The 18,301-nt window shown below is 72.1% G+C and carries 14 protein-coding genes; 8 read left to right on the forward strand and 6 right to left on the reverse strand.

The window, feature by feature from the left end; translation table 11 throughout:
- Window position 1 precedes the first annotated feature (1 nt).
- The gene (locus tag OG361_RS24415; RefSeq protein WP_405856762.1) at window positions 2-1,318 is read right to left on the reverse strand and encodes an ABC transporter substrate-binding protein; all 1,317 of its coding nucleotides are present in this window, start codon (window positions 1,316-1,318) and stop codon (window positions 2-4) included.
- Window positions 1,319-1,419: 101 nt separating this feature from the next.
- Complete coding sequence (locus tag OG361_RS24420) at window positions 1,420-2,529, reverse strand: substrate-binding domain-containing protein (protein ID WP_405856764.1); 1,110 nt, start codon at window positions 2,527-2,529, stop codon at window positions 1,420-1,422.
- A 175-nt stretch (window positions 2,530-2,704) separates the two neighbouring features.
- Here OG361_RS24420 and OG361_RS24425 point away from each other — a divergent pair, with 175 nt between their 5' ends.
- Window positions 2,705-4,588, forward strand: a complete 1,884-nt coding sequence (locus OG361_RS24425) for a DUF2264 domain-containing protein (protein ID WP_405856766.1) — start codon at window positions 2,705-2,707, stop codon at window positions 4,586-4,588.
- Window positions 4,589-4,601: 13 nt separating this feature from the next.
- On the opposite strand, the gene OG361_RS24430 is transcribed toward OG361_RS24425, so the two are convergent.
- Both OG361_RS24430 and OG361_RS24435 read right to left on the reverse strand, forming a co-directional pair.
- Complete coding sequence (locus OG361_RS24430; protein ID WP_384560224.1) at window positions 4,602-5,375, reverse strand: SDR family NAD(P)-dependent oxidoreductase; 774 nt, start codon at window positions 5,373-5,375, stop codon at window positions 4,602-4,604.
- 9 nt (window positions 5,376-5,384) lie between these two features.
- A complete protein-coding gene (locus tag OG361_RS24435; protein WP_405856769.1) occupies window positions 5,385-6,065 on the reverse strand; it encodes an MOSC domain-containing protein in 681 nt (226 codons plus the stop codon).
- 81 nt (window positions 6,066-6,146) lie between these two features.
- Between OG361_RS24435 and OG361_RS24440 the strand changes: the two genes are divergently transcribed.
- Complete coding sequence (locus tag OG361_RS24440) at window positions 6,147-7,040, forward strand: LysR family transcriptional regulator (RefSeq protein WP_405856771.1); 894 nt, start codon at window positions 6,147-6,149, stop codon at window positions 7,038-7,040.
- A gap of 100 nt (window positions 7,041-7,140) precedes the next feature.
- On the opposite strand, the gene OG361_RS24445 is transcribed toward OG361_RS24440, so the two are convergent.
- Window positions 7,141-7,521, reverse strand: coding sequence for a WhiB family transcriptional regulator (locus OG361_RS24445; RefSeq protein ID WP_056651099.1), 381 nt, complete (start codon window positions 7,519-7,521; stop codon window positions 7,141-7,143).
- A 433-nt stretch (window positions 7,522-7,954) separates the two neighbouring features.
- Here OG361_RS24445 and OG361_RS24450 point away from each other — a divergent pair, with 433 nt between their 5' ends.
- The 4 genes from OG361_RS24450 (at window position 7,955) to OG361_RS24465 (ending at window position 12,286) form a co-directional block, all read left to right on the forward strand.
- Window positions 7,955-8,566, forward strand: a complete 612-nt coding sequence (locus OG361_RS24450) for a response regulator transcription factor (protein WP_003948568.1) — start codon at window positions 7,955-7,957, stop codon at window positions 8,564-8,566.
- Window positions 8,567-8,809: 243 nt separating this feature from the next.
- The gene (locus tag OG361_RS24455; RefSeq protein ID WP_384560232.1) at window positions 8,810-9,412 is read left to right on the forward strand and encodes a sigma-70 family RNA polymerase sigma factor; all 603 of its coding nucleotides are present in this window, start codon (window positions 8,810-8,812) and stop codon (window positions 9,410-9,412) included.
- A 140-nt stretch (window positions 9,413-9,552) separates the two neighbouring features.
- Window positions 9,553-11,055 carry an IMP dehydrogenase gene (gene guaB, locus OG361_RS24460; RefSeq protein ID WP_405856774.1) on the forward strand — a complete coding sequence of 501 codons (1,503 nt, stop codon included), beginning with the start codon at window positions 9,553-9,555 and terminating at the stop codon, window positions 11,053-11,055.
- 106 nt (window positions 11,056-11,161) lie between these two features.
- Window positions 11,162-12,286: a GuaB3 family IMP dehydrogenase-related protein gene (locus tag OG361_RS24465; protein ID WP_317598487.1), complete on the forward strand. Its 1,125-nt coding sequence runs from the start codon at window positions 11,162-11,164 to the stop codon at window positions 12,284-12,286.
- A gap of 71 nt (window positions 12,287-12,357) precedes the next feature.
- Here OG361_RS24465 and OG361_RS24470 read toward each other — a convergent pair whose 3' ends face one another.
- Window positions 12,358-13,599: a nucleotide sugar dehydrogenase gene (locus tag OG361_RS24470; RefSeq protein WP_405856776.1), complete on the reverse strand. Its 1,242-nt coding sequence runs from the start codon at window positions 13,597-13,599 to the stop codon at window positions 12,358-12,360.
- A gap of 223 nt (window positions 13,600-13,822) precedes the next feature.
- On the opposite strand from OG361_RS24470, the gene OG361_RS24475 reads away from it, so the two are divergent.
- Together OG361_RS24475 and OG361_RS24480 are read left to right on the forward strand one after the other, a co-directional pair.
- Window positions 13,823-15,529 carry a glycerol-3-phosphate dehydrogenase/oxidase gene (locus OG361_RS24475; RefSeq protein ID WP_405856778.1) on the forward strand — a complete coding sequence of 569 codons (1,707 nt, stop codon included), beginning with the start codon at window positions 13,823-13,825 and terminating at the stop codon, window positions 15,527-15,529.
- A 216-nt stretch (window positions 15,530-15,745) separates the two neighbouring features.
- On the forward strand, window positions 15,746-18,169 hold the full coding sequence (locus tag OG361_RS24480) for a protein kinase domain-containing protein (RefSeq protein WP_405856780.1): 2,424 nt from the start codon (window positions 15,746-15,748) through the stop codon (window positions 18,167-18,169).
- Window positions 18,170-18,301 lie beyond the last annotated feature (132 nt).

The raw sequence follows: 18,301 nt of genomic DNA on the forward strand, positions 1-18,301 counted from the left end.
GTCAGCCCCCGACCTTCAGGCCGCGCTTGGTGAGCTCGGCGACGGTGGCGTCGTGTCCGGCCTTGACGGCCTCCGCGATGGTCGGACCGCCCTGGGTGATCTTGCCGAAGTGGTCCTTGATGGCGGTGTTGGTGGTGCCGGTGGTCGGGCCCCAGGCCCAGTTGGGGCTGATGGAGGCGCCGGAGGCCTCGAAGAGGGCGTAGATGTCCTGGCCGCCGTAGTAGCTCGCGTCGAAGGCCTTCTTGGCGACCGGGCGCAGTGCCGCGGCGGCGGGGAAGGCGGAGGAGGTGCCGGAGGCGATCCGGGCCTTCACACCGGCCTCGGTGGTGGACATCCACTCGGCGAAGGCGACGGCCGCGGCCTTCTGCTTGCTGTCCTTGGTCACGGCGAAGGAGGTGCCGCCGAGCATGCCGCTGGCGGGCTTGCCGTCCCAGCTGGGCATGGGCGCCACGGCCCACTTGCCGCTCTGCTCGGGCAGGGTGCCCTTGAGGACGCCCGCGCCCCAGGAGGCGCCGAGGTAGCCGATGGTGGAGCCGTTCTTGAGGGAGCCGGTCCACTCGGGGCTGAAGGAGGCGTTCTTGTGGACGAGTCCGGCGTCGAGGAGGCCCTGCCAGTAGGCGGTGACCTTGGTGGTGGCCGGGTCGGTGGTGTCGATCTTCCAGCTGTCGTCCCCGGCCTTGAACCACTGGGCGCCGGCCTGCCAGGCCATCGCCTCGAAGGTGGTCGGGTCGTCGGGGAAGAAGGTGGCGATACGGGCCTTGGCGTCGGCCTTCTTGACCTGCTCGGCGGCCTTCCTGAACTCGTCCCAGGTGGTCGGGGGCTGGACCTTGTACTTCGCGAAGAGGTCCTTGCGGTAGAAGAAGGCCTGCGGGGCGGCGTCGAAGGGGACGGCCCAGGACTTGCCGCCGAGGGTGGTGAGCTCGACGGTCTGCGGCAGCAGCTTCGCGCGGTCGGCCTCGGTGAACTCGCCGCCGATGTCCTGGAGTGCGCCGGAGCTGACGAACTCCGGGAGCGAGGAGTACTCGATGGAGACGAGGTCGGGGGCGTTGCCGGCCTTCACGGCGTTGGAGATCTTGGCGTAGCCGCCGGCGGTACCGGAGGGGATCTCCTCGAACGTCACCTTGATGTCGGTGTGGGAGGCGTTGAAGGCGTCCACGACGTCCTTGGAGCCCTTGGCCCAGCCCCAGAAGGTGATGGTCACGGGCCCGTTCGACTTGTTCGCGGTGTCGTCACCGCCGCCGCCGCAGGCCGTCAGGACGGCGAGGGCGGTGGCGGTGCCGGCTATGACACGGGACGTTCTGCTCCAACTACGGGTCACGGCACGACTCCTGAGGGCGGGCTGCTGGGAGGTTGTGGCCGTGATCCTGTGACCGTTCATGACCGAAGTCAAGAGCGAAAGATTGATTGATCGAAAAAAGATCAGATGGAGGGCGTGGGGCGCGCCCCGCACGAGGCCCGCACCCGCAGCCGCGGCAGCAGGCTCAGATGACGCCGTGCCACGTCCTCGTCGGACCCTTCCGCGGCCCGCTCGGTGAGCCGCTCCACCAGCAGCTCCGTGGCGTACCGCCCCACCTGCCGCTTGGGCGGGGCGACCGCCGTCAGCGGGGTGTCGGCGAGCGCCGCGACCTCGTCGTCGTACGCGATCAGGGCCAGGTCCTGCGGCACCCGTACACCCAGCTCGCCCAGGCGCTGGACGATCTCGATCGCGTCCACGTCGTTGTGGACCAGCGCCGCGCCCGCGAGACCGGAGCGGACCGCCTCGTGCAGCGCCCGCACGGCCCGCTCGAAGCCCTCCGGATCCGCCTCGGCCGGTACGGAGTCGATGACCGGCCGGGGCTCCTCGAGGCCGAGCGTCCGCAGCGCCTCGGCGTACCCGGCGCGCACCGCGAGCGCGGTCGGGGAGTCCCCGCGGGCCACGAGCAGAGGCGTCGAGTGGCCGAGGTCGAGCAGGTGGCGCAGGGCGAGCAGGACGCCGTGGCCGTGGTCGGAGACGACCCGGTCCAGACCGTCGAGCGGGCTGCCGGGCTCGGCCCTGCGCTCCAGGAGCACGGCCGGTACGGGGAGTTCGGCCAGCCAGTCCCCGTAGGCGAGTCGGTCCTCGGGCCCGCGCCAGCCGGGCGCGACCAGGACGCCCTCGGCGCCCGCCGCGAGCAGGCCCTCGGTACGGGCGCGGTCCTCCTCCGGCCGGTAGTCCGAGATGCGCAGCACCAGCCGGGCGCCGGCGCGGGCCGCCGCCTCGTGCGCCCCCCGGATGACCTCGGCGAAGTAGTACGTGGCGGAGGGGGCGAGCAGGCCGAGGACCAGCCCCTCGCCGGGCCGTCCGGCCTCCGGCGCGCCCTGCCCCCGGGACCAGGACACCTGGCCGTGCACCCGGTCGAGCAGGCCCTGCCCGGCGAGCGCCTCGACGTCCCGGCGGGCGGTGACGGGGGAGACCCCGAGCCGCTCGGCCAGTTCGGAGACGCGGGCGGTGCCGCGCTCGCGCACCAGGGCCAGCAGTCGGTCGTGTCGTTCGGCAGCACTCTCGCGCACGGCGCAGTTCCCCCTCGCGGTGGTGGTGGTCCTTCGACCCGGGCATACCCTAGCCCACAGATGATCGAACGACGGGAGTTTCGATCATTCGCTCCGAATCTCTTGACGTTCGATCGAAGCGTGTTCAGGATTCCGGGCGACGCAGACGTCACCCAGGGAGCCCTCAGGGAGCATCATGCCCACGCCGCCCGAGAACCGTGAGCTCAGCCCGTACACCGGCTGGACCCGTACCCACTGGGAGGCCACGGCCGACCGGCTCCTCCTCGCCGTACGCCCCCACGCCTCGCCGCGCGGCGGCCTCATCGACCTCCCAGGACCCCGCCCCAGCTGGTCCGGCACCCGCTCCGACGGCCTGGAGGGCTGGGCCCGCACCTTCCTCCTGGCCGCCCTCCGCGTCGCGGGCGGCGGGGGAGCGGACCCGCACGACCACCTCACCCGGTACGCCGAAGGACTCGCGGCCGGGACCCGGAAACCCGGCACCGACGGGGACCCCGACTCCTGGCCCCTCATGACCGACACCCGCCAGGCGATCGTCGAATCCGCCTCCATCGCCCTCGGCCTCCGCCTCACCCGCCCCTGGCTCTGGGACCGCCTCGACGACCGCACCCGCCACCAGGTCGTCGACTGGCTCCGCCCCGCCCTCGGACCGTCCCCCGTCGACAACAACTGGTGGCTCTTCGGCCTCACCGTCGCCGGCTTCCTCCAGGACGCCGGCATCGAGACCGACCGGGCCGCCACCACGATCGACCGCTCCCTCGCCCGCGTCGAGGAGTGGTACCTCGGCGACGGCTGGTACAGCGACGGCGACAACCGCGCCTTCGACCACTACAACGCCTGGGCCCTGCACTTCTACCCCGTCCTCCACGCCCACCTCGCCGGCGACCGGACCCTCCTCGACCGCTACGGACCCCGCCTCCGCGCCCACCTCGACGACTACGTCCACCTCTTCGACACCAGCGGCGCCCCCCTCCCCTACGGGCGCTCCCTGATCTACCGCTTCGCCGCGGCCGCCGCTCCCTGGCTCGGCACCCTCACCGGCCACACCCCGCTCACCCCCGGCGCCACCCGCCGCCTCGCCTCCGGCACCCTGCGGTACTTCCTCGACCGCGGCGCCACCGACGAGCGCGGGCTGCTGACCCTCGGCTGGCACGGCCCGTACCCGCCCCTCGTCCAGGAGTACTCGGGCCCCGGCTCCCCCTACTGGGCCTCCAAGGGATTCCTCGGCCTCCTCCTGCCCGCCGGACACCCGGCCTGGACCGACCCCGAGGAACCCCTGCCCGCCGAACGGGCCGACACCGTCCGCCCCTTCGCCCCGGCCGGACTGCTCGTCCAGACGACCGCCGCCGACGGGCTCGTACGCCTCCACAACCACGGCACCAACCATGTGCACAGCGCGCCGGGCGGCGAGGACGACCCCGGCTACGCCCGCCACGCCTACTCCACCCGCACCGGTCCCAGCGCCGGGACGGCCCCCGCCGACAACCACTTCGCCCTGCTCACGGAGGACGGCCGGGCCACCACCCGCGGCCCCGCCGTCCCGGCCGGCACGGGCCCGGACTGGGCGGCCTCCGTCCACCACCCGTCGCCCGGCGTCCGGGTCCTCTCCGCGACCCTCGCCCACGGCCGCGCCGAGGTCCGCGCCCACCTCGTGCTCGGCGCCCCGGAAGGGACCCCCGTACGGGAGACGGGCTGGGCCACCACCCCCGACGGACCGCACGCCGAGCTCCACCCGGCCCACGGCTACCCGGGGGACGCGACGGCCGTCGAACTCCCCACCGGGGAAACCCTCCAGGGCCCGGGGACCCGCACCCTCGCCCTCCACGGCACGACGACCGGCCGGGCCACCCTCTTCGTCGCCCTCGCCTCCCTCACCGCGGAGCCCGCGCCGGCCCCCGCCGCCGGCCTCGCAGACGTCCAGGTCACCGGCCACACGCTCCACGTGACCTGGCAGAACGGAACCACCACCCGACTGGACCTGGACGCCCTGCGGTTCGGAAACGCCGTGTCGGCGACGGCGGCACCCAACATCGGGGCGTATGCGGGACCGGGCGTGAACTAATCCGGTACGGGGGTCACTTCGGGCCGTACTTGCGGCCCGCCTTCGAGGAGACCCCGCCGAGCAGTCCGCGCGGCGCCAGCTTCACCACGCCCATGAGGGCCTTGTAGCGGGGGTCGGGGATCGACAGGGTCTTCCCCCGCTCCAGGTCCGCGAGCGCCGCCGTCACCAGCTTGTCCGCGTCGAGCCACATCCAGCCGGGGATGTTGTCCGTCCCCATCCCGGCCCGCTCGTGGAACTCCGTCCGTACGAAGCCGGGGCAGAGCGCCATCAGCCGTACGCCGCTGCCCGCGAGGTCCCGCGCCGCGCCCTGGGTGAACTGCACGACCCAGGCCTTGGACGCCCCGTACGTGCCGCGGGGCACGAAGGCCGCCACCGAGGCGACGTTCACCACCGTGCCCCGGCCGCGCTCCTTCATCGAGGAGGCGGCGGCCGAGGTCAGGCGCAGCACCGCCTCGCAGTGCACCGTGAGCATCTTCAGCTCGTCGGCCATGGAGACTTCCAGGAACCGGCCCTTGTTGCCGAAGCCGGCGTTGTTCACGAGCAGGTCGACCGGGTGCTTCGGGTCGGAGAGCCGCGCCTCGACGGTGGCGATGCCCTTCTCGTCGGCCAGGTCCGCCGAGAGGACCTCGGCCTCGACGCCGTGCCGGTCGTGCAGTTCGGTCGCCTGCTCCCGGAGCCGCTTCACGTCCCGGGCCACGAGTACGACGTCGTGACCGTCCGCCGCCAGTCTCCGTGCGAAGGCGGCCCCGATGCCCGCGGTGGCGCCCGTAATCAGTGCAGTCGTCATACCGGCACGTTAGTGCCCTGCCCGGCCGTACTTCTCCGCGTGCTGGCGCGCGAGCGCGAGCAGCCCCGACTCCATCCACTCGGCGGCGACCAGGGTCTCGGGCAGCAGCGTGCGTTCGGCCGTCGCGGCGCGGTGCAGCAGCGCGACGGTGACGTCGTGGTCCGGCCGGTGCACGACCGTGATCGGGTCGCCCGCCCGCACCTCGCCCGGCACGATCACCCGCAGCAGCGCGCCGGGCCCGGCCGTCGACTGCGTGAACCGCCTGACCCACCCCTTCTCGCCCAGGAAGACCGCGAACGTACGGCACGGGATGCGGCCGCCGGTCACCTCCAGGACCACGTCCTCGCCGATCCGCCACCGCTCCCCGATCAGGGCGCCGTTCACGTCGAGGCCGAGGGTCGTGAGGTTCTCGCCGAAGCAGCCGTTGGCCAGCTCGCGGCCGAGCTCCCGCTCCCAGAGGTCCATGTCCTCGCGGGCGAAGGCGTACGCGGCCCGGTCGTCGCCGCCGTGGAACCGCAGGTCGCAGACCGCGTCCCCGGCGACCCCGCTCGCCCCGACACCCGGCGCCCCAGGGGCCTCGATCCGTACCGGTCCGGCGACGGGGCGCTTGTCGATGCCCGTCATCCCCGTCGCGGATTCCGTGTAGTCCGCGGCCCTGGCCCGGCCCGCATTCACGCTCAACAAGGTCATGCGGGAACTTTACGGGGATATACCTCAAAGGATCGTCTGCATATTCGGCTCTTCACCCAAGATTCGCTTATGCTTGAACGCATGATCGAGGCACGCCATCTCCGCGTCCTGCGCGCCGTCGCCGCCACCGGCTCCTTCTCGGCCGCCGCGCGCGAACTCGGCTGCACCCAGCCCGCCGTCAGCCAGCAGATGAAGGCGCTCGAAACCTCCGCCGGCACCCCGCTGCTGATCCGTACGGGCCGCGAGATGCGCCTCACCCAGGCCGGCGAGGTCCTGGTGCGCCACGCCGCCGGCATCCTCGCGGGACTCACCGCCGCCGAGGAGGAGGTCGCCGCCATCGCCGGGCTCCGGGCCGGCCGCGTCCGCCTGGTCTCCTTCCCCAGCGGCAGCTCCACCCTCGTCCCCACCGCGCTCGCGGCCCTGCGTGCCGCGCACCCCGGCACCCGGGTCTCCCTCGTCGAGGCCGAACCGCCGCGCTCGATCGAGATGCTCCGGGAGGGCGACTGCGACGTGGCCCTCGCCTTCCGGTACGGGGCGGGGCAGGCCGAGTGGGACGACCTCGTCGTCCGCCCGCTCCTCGCGGACCGGCTGGTGGGGCTCGTGCCCGAGGGGCACCGGCTCGCCGGGGCCGGGTCGGTCGGCATCGCGGAGCTCGCGGAGGAGTCCTGGATCGCGGGCTGCCCGCGCTGCCGCCGTCAGCTCGTGGACGTCTGCGAGGAGGCGGGCTTCACCCCTCGCATCGACTTCGCCACCGACGACTACCCGGCCGTGGTGGGCCTGGTCGGCGCGGGCCTGGGCGTCGCCGTCCTGCCCGCGCTCGCCATCGAGTCCGTACGGCCCAAGGGGGCGCGGACCGTGACGGTGGAGCCCGCCGTGGAGCGGGAGATCGTGGCCCTGACCCTGCCGGACCTCGCTCTGGTCCCGGCGGTCGCCGCCACGCTGGACGAGCTGACCCGCGCGGCCACGCGCGCGTAAGCGTCACCGCTCACGCGCGCGTGGATGCGACTCGCTCGTGTTCGGTTCGGGCCCTGCTCGTGTTCGGTTCAGGCTCCGTCGTCGTTGAGGAAACGTTCCTTCACATGCGCTCCACGATCGGGCGGCCGGCAGCCGCCGCTGATGTCGTCATGGACGTCACGGTGGTGACAGGTGCGGCCGTCGGTGCCGCCGTGATCAGGCGGTTCCGGGCGCGTCCCATGAGCTCTTCGCGTTCGTCCTCGGTGAGGCCGCCCCATACGCCATAGGGCTCCCGCACGGCGAGTGCGTGTGCCGCGCACTCCGCGCGTACCGGGCACCGCATGCAGACCTCTTTCGCCGAGTTCTCGCGCGCACTCCGTGCCGCGCCGCGCTCTCCCTCGGGGTGGAAGAACAGGGAGCTGTCCACCCCGCGGCAGGCCGCGAGGAGTTGCCAGTCCCACAGATCGGCGTTGGGTCCGGGAAGGCGGGAGAAATCTGCCATTGCGCTTGTCCCCTTGAAACCGTGTCGAACGGATAGGTGGGCGGGTGGATGGCTGATCGACCGGGGCTCCTCGGGCCCCGACGGGTCGGGGTCGTACAACTACTGTCGAAGTAGATGTAAATATGACTCATTGCGAATCTAGCCACAGACACTGCGAAAAGGGAAGAAAACCCGCTAAATGGGGCATAGCTTTCAATGAAGGGCAGATAGGCCGCGTCGCTCTCCTCCGCTTACGGCTCCTCACGTAGAGTGCCGAAGGCTGCCGTCCGACCCGTAACTCTTTCGAGTGACCGTCGTTGAGTGTGCGGAGGCGGTTGAAGGAACAAGCGATCGGGCAAATGTCCGAGAGCGTCAATCGCACAGGTGACGATACGTACCAGCCCTGGAGGCTCAAGGTGACGCGCAACAGCTGCGAGAGCCACGGAGGTCACTCATGACATCCGTCCTCGTCTGCGATGACTCCCCACTTGCCCGAGAGGCGCTCCGCCGCGCGGTCGCGACCGTGCCCGGCGTCGAGCGTGTGACCACCGCGGCCAACGGTGAGGAAGTCCTCCGCCGCTGGGGCGCGGACCGCTCGGACCTGATTCTGATGGACGTACGCATGCCCGGTCTGGGCGGCGTGGAGACCGTCCGCAGGCTGCTCTCCGCGGACCCGGGCGCCCGCATCATCATGCTCACGGTCGCCGAGGACCTCGACGGCGTCGCCCTCGCGGTCGCCGCGGGTGCCCGTGGCTACCTGCACAAGGACGCCTCGCGCGCCGAGCTGCGGGCCACGGTCACCCAGGCGCTCGCCGACCCGACCTGGCGGCTCGCCCCGCGCCGGCTCCGTTCGGCCGAGATGGGCGCAGCGCCCACGCTCACCGCGCGCGAGATCCAGGTCCTCGAAGGCATGAGTCACGGCCGGTCCAACGCGGAGATCGGGCGCGAGCTCTTCCTCTCCGAGGACACCGTTAAGACGCACGCCCGGCGTCTCTTCAAGAAGCTGGGCGCGTCGGACCGGGCGCACGCCGTCGCGCTGGGTTTCCGCTGGGGCCTGGTGCGCTGAATCGCAGGTCACCGGCCGTATCCCCGTCCGCATCCGCGTCCGTCGTGGGGTGGACGGGGTGGGCTTGTGTCACTTCCCCGCGGAATGCCGCATCCTTGAGTTGTGGAGTTCCTCGGGGACGAGTCGATCGAGCGGGAGGGGAGGGCGCGGGAGATGAGTTCCGGCGCACCTGCTCATAACGCTTCGGTGCACAACTATGGACGCGGTGCCACGAACGCCGAGGCGTCGGGGCACCATGGAGCGATGCGCGACGACGAGACCGTGGGTTCCCCCATGCCTGCCGGGCAGGGGGAGATCGGCGCGCTCGTACGCCTCGCTGTCGAAGGCGACGCGCAGGCCACGCACGATCTCCTCGCGCGCGTGCACCCGCTCGCCCTGCGGTACTGCCGCGCCCGGCTGAACCGTCTGCCGGGCGACGCCCGCCACTTCGTGGAGGACCTCGCCCAGGAGGTCTGTGTCGCCGTCCTCATGGCGCTGCCGCGCTACAAGGACACGGGCAGGCCCTTCGAGGCCTTCGTCTTCGCCATCGCGGGACACAAGGTCGCCGACCTCCAGCGGGCCGCCATGCGGCACCCCGGGTCCACGGCCGTGCCCTCCGACGAGATGCCGGAGCGGCCCGACGACTCCCTCGGTCCTGAGGAGCGCGCCCTCCTCAGCGACGACGCCGAATGGGCCAAGAAGCTGCTCGCCAACCTTCCGGAGAACCAGCGCGAGCTGCTCGTGCTGCGGGTCGCCGTCGGGCTGACCGCCGAGGAGACCGGGCAGATGCTCGGCATGTCGCCGGGAGCGGTCCGGGTCGCGCAGCACCGGGCGCTCAGCCGGCTCCGCGCGCTGGCCGAACAGTAAGTGTTGCCAGGGCCTGTCAGCCCTTTCGTACACGTGCAAACGTCCAAAGCTTCCGGCTGATCTTGATCGTGGAATGAGACACGGCTTCGGCCCGTTAGCATGGACATCTGCACCGATCAAGGTCATTTGGGGAAGGTGTCATGACTGCATACGTCGACGGAGTGCCCGAAAAATTCGCGACACTCGGGCTGACCTACGACGACGTGCTGCTGCTGCCGGGCGCGTCCGAGGTCCTCCCGAACGCGGTCGACACCTCGTCCCGCATCTCCCGCAACGTGCGCGTGAACATTCCGCTGCTGTCGGCGGCGATGGACAAGGTCACCGAGTCCCGCATGGCGATCGCCATGGCGCGGCAGGGTGGCGTGGGCGTGCTGCACCGCAACCTGTCGATCGAGGACCAGGTCAACCAGGTCGACCTCGTGAAGCGCTCCGAGTCCGGCATGGTGACCGACCCGATCACCGTGCACCCGGAGGCGACGCTGGCCGAGGCCGACGCGCTGTGCGCCAAGTTCCGCATCAGCGGCGTCCCGGTGACCAACCCGGCGGGCAAGCTGCTCGGCATCGTCACCAACCGCGACATGGCCTTCGAGTCGGACCGCAGCCGCCAGGTGCGCGAGGTCATGACCCCGATGCCGCTGGTCACCGGCAAGGTCGGCATCTCCGGCGTCGACGCCATGGAGCTGCTGCGCCGCCACAAGATCGAGAAGCTGCCGCTCGTCGACGAGTCCGGCATCCTCAAGGGCCTCATCACGGTCAAGGACTTCGTCAAGGCCGAGCAGTATCCGCACGCGGCCAAGGACGCCGAGGGCCGGCTGCTCGTCGGCGCGGCCGTCGGCGCCAGCCCCGAGGCGCTGGAGCGCGCGCAGGGCCTGGCCGCGGCGGGCGTCGACTTCCTGATCGTCGACACGTCCCACGGCCACAACAGCAACGCCCTGAACTGGATGGCGAAGATCAAGTCCAGCGTCGGCGTCGACGTCATCGGTGGCAACATCGCGACGCGTGACGGCGCGCAGGCCCTGATCGACGCCGGTGTCGACGGCGTCAAGGTCGGTGTGGGCCCCGGCTCCATCTGCACCACGCGTGTCGTCGCCGGTATCGGCGTCCCGCAGGTCACCGCCATCTACGAGGCGGCGCTCGCCGCCCGCGCGGCCGGCATCCCGGTCATCGGCGACGGCGGCCTGCAGTACTCCGGCGACATCGGCAAGGCGCTCGCCGCCGGTGCCGACACGGTCATGCTGGGCAGCCTGCTCGCCGGGTGCGAGGAGTCCCCGGGCGAGCTGCAGTTCATCAACGGCAAGCAGTTCAAGTCGTACCGCGGCATGGGCTCGCTCGGCGCGATGCAGTCCCGCGGCCAGGGCCGGTCGTACTCGAAGGACCGCTACTTCCAGGCCGAGGTGGCCTCGGACGACAAGCTCGTCCCCGAGGGCATCGAGGGCCAGGTGCCCTACCGCGGCCCCCTGGCCAACGTCCTGCACCAGCTCGTCGGCGGTCTGCGCCAGACGATGGGCTATGTGGGCGCGGCCACCATCGACGAGATGGAGTCCAAGGGCCGCTTCGTCCGGATCACGTCCGCGGGCCTCAAGGAGAGCCACCCGCACGACATCCAGATGACGGTCGAGGCACCGAACTACAGCAGGAAGTAACACAGCGCGACGCGTGGGGGCGGTTCCGGCATGTGGCCGGAGCCGCCCCCCGTGCTTGTGTCGGGGATACTGGTAGGCGCAGACGTAGAGGGAAAGGCCACACATCGTGACTGAGATCGAGATCGGGCGCGGCAAGCGCGGCCGCAGGGCGTACGCGTTCGACGACATCGCCGTCGTCCCGAGCCGGCGCACCCGGGACCCGAAGGAGGTCTCGATCGCCTGGCAGATCGACGCCTACCGTTTCGAGCTGCCGTTCCTGGCCGCTCCCATGGACTCGGTCGTCTCACCGCAGACCGCCATCCGCATCGGTGAGCTGGGCGGCCTCGGCGTCCTGAACCTCGAGGGCCTCTGGACCCGGTACGAGGACCCGCAGCCGCTGCTCGACGAGATCGCGGAGCTGGACGAGGCCACCGCGACCCGCCGTCTGCAGGAGATCTACTCCGCTCCGATCAAGGAGGAGCTGATCGGGCAGCGCATCAAGGAGGTGCGCGACTCCGGTGTCGTCACCGCCGCCGCGCTCTCCCCGCAGCGCACCGCGCAGTTCTCCAAGGCCGTCGTCGACGCCGGGGTGGACATCTTCGTCATCCGCGGTACGACGGTCTCCGCCGAGCACGTCTCGGGCGCCTCCGAGCCGCTCAACCTGAAGCAGTTCATCTACGAGCTGGACGTCCCGGTGATCGTCGGCGGCTGCGCCACGTACACCGCTGCCCTGCACCTGATGCGCACCGGCGCGGCGGGCGTGCTCGTCGGCTTCGGCGGCGGCGCGGCGCACACCACGCGCAACGTGCTGGGCATCCAGGTCCCGATGGCGACCGCGGTCGCCGACGTGGCCGCGGCCCGCCGTGACTACATGGACGAGTCCGGCGGCCGGTACGTGCACGTCATCGCCGACGGCGGTGTCGGCTGGTCCGGCGACCTGCCGAAGGCGATCGCCTGCGGCGCCGACTCGGTCATGATCGGCTCCCCGCTGGCCCGCGCCACGGACGCGCCCGGCAAGGGCCACCACTGGGGCATGGAGGCCGTCCACGAGGACGTGCCGCGCGGCAAGCTGGTCGACCTCGGCATCGTCGGCACCACCGAGGAGATCCTCGCGGGCCCGTCGCACATCCCGGACGGCTCGATGAACTTCTTCGGCGCGCTGCGCCGGGCGATGGCCACGACGGGCTACACGGAGCTCAAGGAGTTCCAGCGCGTCGAGGTCACGGTCGCGGACGCGCAGCACAAGCGCTGACGTTCCGTTCTCGTACGCAGCCGAGGGGCCCCGCACCGGGTGGTGCGGGGCCCCTCGCGTCCTTCGGCGGGTCAGAGGCGGTGGGCCGCGCCGGCGGGGGTGGCGCCCCTGGTGTCGAGGAGGAGTTGGGCCTTCACCGAGAGGCCCTGGAGGTCGTACGTGCGGTGGTGCTGGAGAAGGATCGTCAGGTCGGCGTGGGCGGCGGCCTCGTAGAGGGAGTCCGCGCGGGGGACGGGGAGCTCGCGGACGCGCCAGTCGGGGACGTGGGGGTCGTGGTAGCTGACGGCGGCGCCCAGGTCCATGAGGCGGCGGGCGATCTCGTCGGCGGGGGAGTCCTGACGGTCGGGGAGGTCCGGCTTGTACGTGATGCCGAGCAGCAGGATCCGGGCGCCGCGGGCCGACTTGCCGTGCTCGTTGAGGAGGGTGGCGGCGCGTTGGACGACGTACTGGGGCATGCGTTCGTTGACCTGGCCGGCGAGTTCGACGAGGCGGAGCGGGCGGTGGGCGCCGATCGTGTCGACGGGGGCGCCGTGGCCGCCGACGCCGGGGCCCGGGCGGAAGGCCTGGAAGCCGAAGGGCTTGGTCTCCGCGCAGCGGATGACGTCCCAGAGGTCGACGCCGAGTTCGTGGCAGAGGACCGCCATCTCGTTGACGAGGGCGATGTTGACGTGCCGGAAGTTGGTCTCCAGGAGCTTGACCGTCTCGGCTTCGCGCGGGCCACGCGCGCGTACCACCTTGTCGGTGAGCCGTCCGTAGAACGCGGCGGCGGACTCCGTACAGGCCGGGGTGAGGCCGCCGATGACCTTGGGGGTGTCGGCGAAGCCGTGGGTGCGGTTGCCGGGGTCGAGGCGCCCGGGTGAGTACGCGAGGTGGAAGTCGCGGCCGGCGCGGAGCCCCGAGCCCGCTTCGAGGAGCTCGCGGATGAGGCCCTCGGTGGTGCCCGGCGGGACCGGGGACTCCAGCAGGACGGTGGTGTGGGGGCGCAGCCGGGCGGCGAGGGCGCGGGCCGCGTCGGTGACGGCGGTGAGATCGAGGGTGCGGTCGGGGCCGAGGGGGGTAGGCGTGCAGAGGACGGCGGTGCGGACGCGGCCGAGTTCGGCGGTGTTCGTGGTGGGCCGGAAGCCGCCCGCGAGCATCCGGCGGATCTCCGGGGCGGTGAGCGAGCCGTCGACCGGGGACCGGCCCGCGGCGAGTTCGGCGACGGGGCGGGGGTCGGTGTCGTAGCCGATGGCGTTGATGCCTGCGGCGGTGGCGGCCTGGGCGAGGGGGAGTCCGTGGTGGCCGAGGCCGATGACGGCGAGATCAGCGGGCATGGAGGGTGGGCCGTCCTTCCCAGTAGCCGGAGGGAACGCGATGCGCAACCCCGGTGGACAGAACGGGGAGAACGCAATGTCAGACTAGGCGTAAATATGACCGATATGCGGCATTGTGGGGTCGAAGGTCGCCGAGTGTTATCCACAGGGTGATGGCGAGGCGGTGGCTGAAGTCGCCGGACCGGGCCAGAATCGAGACGGGGGACGACGGGAGGCAGCAACCGTGAGGACAGCGACACTGGGACCCGCCGAGCGCGCGGAGGCGCTCGCGGCCATGGCCGAGGGTGAGTTGGACGTGCTGGTCGTCGGTGCCGGAGTGGTCGGCGCCGGGACCGCCCTCGATGCCGTCACGAGAGGGCTCTCCACCGGCATCGTCGAGGCCCGTGACTGGGCCTCGGGCACGTCCAGCAGATCCAGCAAGCTCATCCACGGCGGCCTGCGCTACCTGGAGATGCTGGACTTCGCCCTGGTGCGGGAGGCGCTGAAGGAGCGCGGACTGCTCCTGGAGCGGCTGGCGCCCCATCTGGTGAAGCCCGTTCCCTTCCTCTATCCGCTCCAGCACAAGGGCTGGGAGCGGTTCTACGCGGGCTCGGGCGTCGCGCTGTACGACGCGATGTCCCTCTCCTCCGGCCACGGCCGGGGCCTGCCCGCCCACCGCCACCTCTCCCGGCGGAACGCCCTGCGGGTCGCGCCCTGCCTCAAGAAGGACGCCCTGGTCGGCGCCCTCCAGTACTACGACGCCCAGATGGACGACGCCCGCTTCGTCACCACCCTCGTGCGCACGGCCGCCGCCTACGGCGCCCGGGCCGCCAGCCGGGCCCGCGTCGTCGGCTTCCTGCGCGAGGGCGAGCGGGTCGTCGGCGCGCGCGTCCAGGACGTCGAGTCCGGCGGTTCGTACGAGATCCGGGCCAAGCAGATCGTGAACGCGACCGGCGTGTGGACGGACGACACCCAGGCCCTCATCGCCGAGCGCGGCCAGTTCCACGTCCGCGCCTCGAAGGGCATCCATCTGGTCGTGCCCAAGGACCGCATCCACTCGACCACCGGACTCATCCTCCGTACCGAGAAGTCCGTGCTCTTCGTGATCCCCTGGGGCCGGCACTGGATCGTCGGCACCACCGACACCGACTGGGACCTCGACAAGGCCCACCCGGCCGCGTCCAGCGCCGACATTGACTACCTCCTGGAGCACGTGAACACCGTGCTCGCGACCCCGCTCACCCGCGACGACGTCCAGGGCGTCTACGCGGGCCTGCGGCCGCTGCTCGCGGGTGAGTCGGACGCCACGAGCAAGCTCTCGCGCGAGCACACCGTCGCCCACCCGGTCCCCGGCCTGGTCGTGGTGGCCGGCGGCAAGTACACGACGTACCGCGTCATGGCCAAGGACGCCGTCGACGCGACGGTCCACGGCCTCGACCAGCGCGTGGCCGCCTGCGTCACCGAGGACATCCCGCTCCTCGGCGCCGAGGGCTACCGGGCCCTGTGGAACGCCCGGGCCAGAACCGCGGCCAGGACCGGGCTGCACGTCGTCCGGGTCGAGCATCTCCTCAACCGCTACGGCTCCCTGACGGAGCAGATCCTCGACCTCATCGCCGAGGACCCCGGGCTCGGGGAGCCGCTCGCCGCGGCCGACGACTACCTGCGCGCCGAGATCGTCTACGCCGCCTCGCACGAGGGCGCCCGTCACCTCGACGACGTCCTCACCCGGCGCACCAGAATCTCCATCGAGACCTTCGACCGGGGCACGCGCAGCGCCCGCGAGTGCGCGGAGTTGATGGCGCCCGTCCTGGGCTGGGACGCCCACCAGATCGACAAGGAGGTCGAGCACTACGAGAAGCGGGTCGAGGCCGAACGCGAGTCGCAGCGGCAGCCTGACGACCTGACGGCGGATGCCGCACGGCTCGGGGCGCCGGACATCGTGCCGATCTGACAGTCCGTTTCCGGCGGGACGTCCGTGTCGTCCGGAATCCGGTGGGAACCTGGGGGGAACCTGGGGGGTGCCGACAGGCGTCGTCATCCCGGAGTGCGGACCCGGGGGCGGCACCCGTCCCGAGGTGAGGGACAATGGCCTCTCTTCCAGGGCGGGTTACCGCATCACGCGGGAAGCGGCAGACGCGGCGAAGATCAGGGATCGCAGAGGGGACGCATGTCGGAGGCGGAGCAGTCGCGGAACACGGCGAAGGACCCCCGGCGGGACGCCGCCGCGGGGGCCGCGACCGACGGCGACCGAGGGGCGGTCCCGGCCGCGCGCGCGGCGGAGCGGGACCCGCGGATCGCGAAGAACGCGCAGGTCACGGACGATGTGGCCGGCGCGGAGGACGCACGGGTCACGGATGATGCGGCGGGCGCGGAGGACGCGCGCGTCACGGACGACGTGGCAGGCGTGAAGGACGACAGGGGCGCGGAGGCCGTGGCCGAGGTCGACGGTGCTGGTGACGCCAGTGGCACCAGTGACGCCGGTGGCACCAGTGGTGCCGGTGGGTCCTCCGGACCGGCCGGGCGGCTGCCGGGCACCGAGCCGTCCACCGGCCGGGCCGGGTTCGGCGCCGGGGACGGCGACGGCCAGAGCGGCCGCGCGGCCGCCGCCGGCGGACGTGCCACCCACGGCAGCGGCTCGGGCGGCGGTTCCGGCAGCTTCGGCGCGGACCGGCTGCGCAAGGACCCGGTGACCGAGGGCCGGCTGCTCGCCGGCCGATACCGGCTCGGCGTGGTCCTCGGGCGCGGTGGCATGGGCACCGTGTGGCGCGCGGTCGACGAGACCCTGGGCCGCACCGTCGCCGTCAAGGAGCTCCGCTTCCCCACGAGCATCGACGACGACGAGAAGCGCCGCCTCATCACCCGGACCCTGCGCGAGGCGAAGGCCATCGCCCGGATCCGCAACAACGGCGCCGTCACCGTCTACGACGTCGTCGACGAGGACGACCGTCCGTGGATCGTCATGGAGCTCATCGAGGGCAAGTCCCTCGCCGACGCCGTCCGCGAGGACGGCACGCTCACGCCCCGCCGCGCCGCCGAGGTCGGCCTCGCCATCCTCGACGTCCTGCGCTCCGCGCACCGCGAGGGCATCCTCCACCGTGACGTGAAGCCGTCCAACGTGCTGATCGCCGAGGACGGCCGGGTCGTCCTCACCGACTTCGGCATCGCCCAGGTGGAGGGCGACCCCTCGATCACCTCCACCGGCATGCTCGTCGGCGCACCCTCCTACATCTCGCCGGAGCGCGCCCGCGGCCACAAGCCCGGACCGGCCGCCGACCTGTGGTCGCTGGGCGGACTGCTGTACGCGGCGGTCGAGGGCAGCCCGCCGTACGACAAGGGCTCCGCCATCGCCACCCTCACGGCCGTGATGACCGAGCCGGTCGACCCGCCGAAGAACGCGGGGCCCGAGCTGGAGCAGGTCATCTACGGACTGCTCGCCAAGGACCCGGCCCAGCGCCTCGACGACGCCCAGGCGAGGGTCCTGCTGCGGGCCGTCCTCGACGCGCCCACCGTGGCGCCGGAGGCCTCTCCCGAGGTCACCAGGGTCGTACCGCTTCCGCCGCGTCCCGGCCGCGCCCCGGTGGCTCCGGCCGCCGAACGGGACAGGACGCCCGACACGGCCGTCGCCGCCGACCGGGTGCGCGGCGCCCTGAACTCCGTACGGAACGCCGCGGCCTCCGCGAAGGCCGAGCCGGGGCCGAAGCCGCGGCCCGAGGCGCGCGGCGGTGGCAGGCAGGCCCCGGCCCGCGCGCCGCTGACCGACGTCGTGCCGCGCCGCACGCTGATCATCATCGCCGCGGTCGCCGTCCTCGCCCTGCTCGGGACGATCCTCGTGGTCTCCCTCACCGGCGGCGACGAGGGCAACGAGGGCAAGGGAACCGGCGGGACCACGGCCTCGGCCGGTGCGTCCGGCGGCGGCGACGGGTCCGGTGGAGCCGACGGCTCGGGCGGTTCCGACGGGGGCAAGGGGCAGACACCCGGCGGCCCCGGCCAGCAAGGTGGCGCGCAGCCCGGGGACACCGGCTCCACGGGGTCGACGGGCGGCACGGGCACGACCGGGACCACGACCGGGACGACGACCGGGCAGGGCGGCACCAAGCCGTCCGGCAAGCCCAGTGGCGGCACCGGCACGCAGCTGCCCGCCGGCTACACCCTCGTCACCAGCGAGCGGTTCCACTTCTCCATGGCGATGCCCGCCACCTTCAAGCTCCGCTCGATTCCGGGATACGCGCTCGGCGGGATCTTCAGCGAGAGCGGCGGCTTCCCGCGCGTCCAGGTCGACTTCAACGACAGCCCGAAGGACAACGCGGCGAGCGCCTGGGAGCTGGCCAAGGCCGGTGTCGCCGTCACCAGCAGGGACTACCGGCACATCGGCATAAAGCCGGTCTCGTACAAGGGGTACCCGACCGTCGCCGACTGGGAGTTCGAGCGCACCCAGAAGGACATGCGCGTCCGCGTGCTCAACCGCGGCTTCAAGGTGGACGCCGACCACGGCTACTCCATCATGATCACCTGCAAGGCGGACGAGTGGAACGGCGCGGAGTGCCGGACGCTGCGGGAGACGGCGTTCGCCACGTTCAGCCCCAAGGACTGACCGTCGCACGTATCGTGAGAGTTCGTGGACCGTACGCAGCCGACAAATGCCGCTAAGTGCACGGTGCCGGACCGGAATTGACGGACCCGCGTGATCCGAGGGATCCGCGGGTCCACGGGGGACAGCGTGCGC

This window comes from Streptomyces sp. NBC_00090 (assembly GCF_045160815.1).
Lineage (GTDB): Bacteria > Actinomycetota > Actinomycetes > Streptomycetales > Streptomycetaceae > Streptomyces.

Bases quoted from the DNA above. Each gene is read 5' to 3' on its own strand.
- OG361_RS24480 (WP_405856780.1), top strand. From the start codon at position 15,746: ATGTCGGAGGCGGAGCAGTCGCGGAACACGGCGAAGGACCCCCGGCGG.
- OG361_RS24450 (WP_003948568.1), top strand. From the start codon at position 7,955: ATGACATCCGTCCTCGTCTGCGATGACTCCCCACTTGCCCGAGAGGCG.
- OG361_RS24455 (WP_384560232.1), top strand. From the start codon at position 8,810: ATGCGCGACGACGAGACCGTGGGTTCCCCCATGCCTGCCGGGCAGGGG.
- OG361_RS24445 (WP_056651099.1), bottom strand. From the start codon at position 7,521: ATGGCAGATTTCTCCCGCCTTCCCGGACCCAACGCCGATCTGTGGGAC.
- OG361_RS24425 (WP_405856766.1), top strand. From the start codon at position 2,705: ATGCCCACGCCGCCCGAGAACCGTGAGCTCAGCCCGTACACCGGCTGG.
- OG361_RS24440 (WP_405856771.1), top strand. From the start codon at position 6,147: ATGATCGAGGCACGCCATCTCCGCGTCCTGCGCGCCGTCGCCGCCACC.
- OG361_RS24470 (WP_405856776.1), bottom strand. From the start codon at position 13,599: ATGCCCGCTGATCTCGCCGTCATCGGCCTCGGCCACCACGGACTCCCC.
- OG361_RS24430 (WP_384560224.1), bottom strand. From the start codon at position 5,375: ATGACGACTGCACTGATTACGGGCGCCACCGCGGGCATCGGGGCCGCC.
- guaB (WP_405856774.1), top strand. From the start codon at position 9,553: ATGACTGCATACGTCGACGGAGTGCCCGAAAAATTCGCGACACTCGGG.
- OG361_RS24435 (WP_405856769.1), bottom strand. From the start codon at position 6,065: ATGACCTTGTTGAGCGTGAATGCGGGCCGGGCCAGGGCCGCGGACTAC.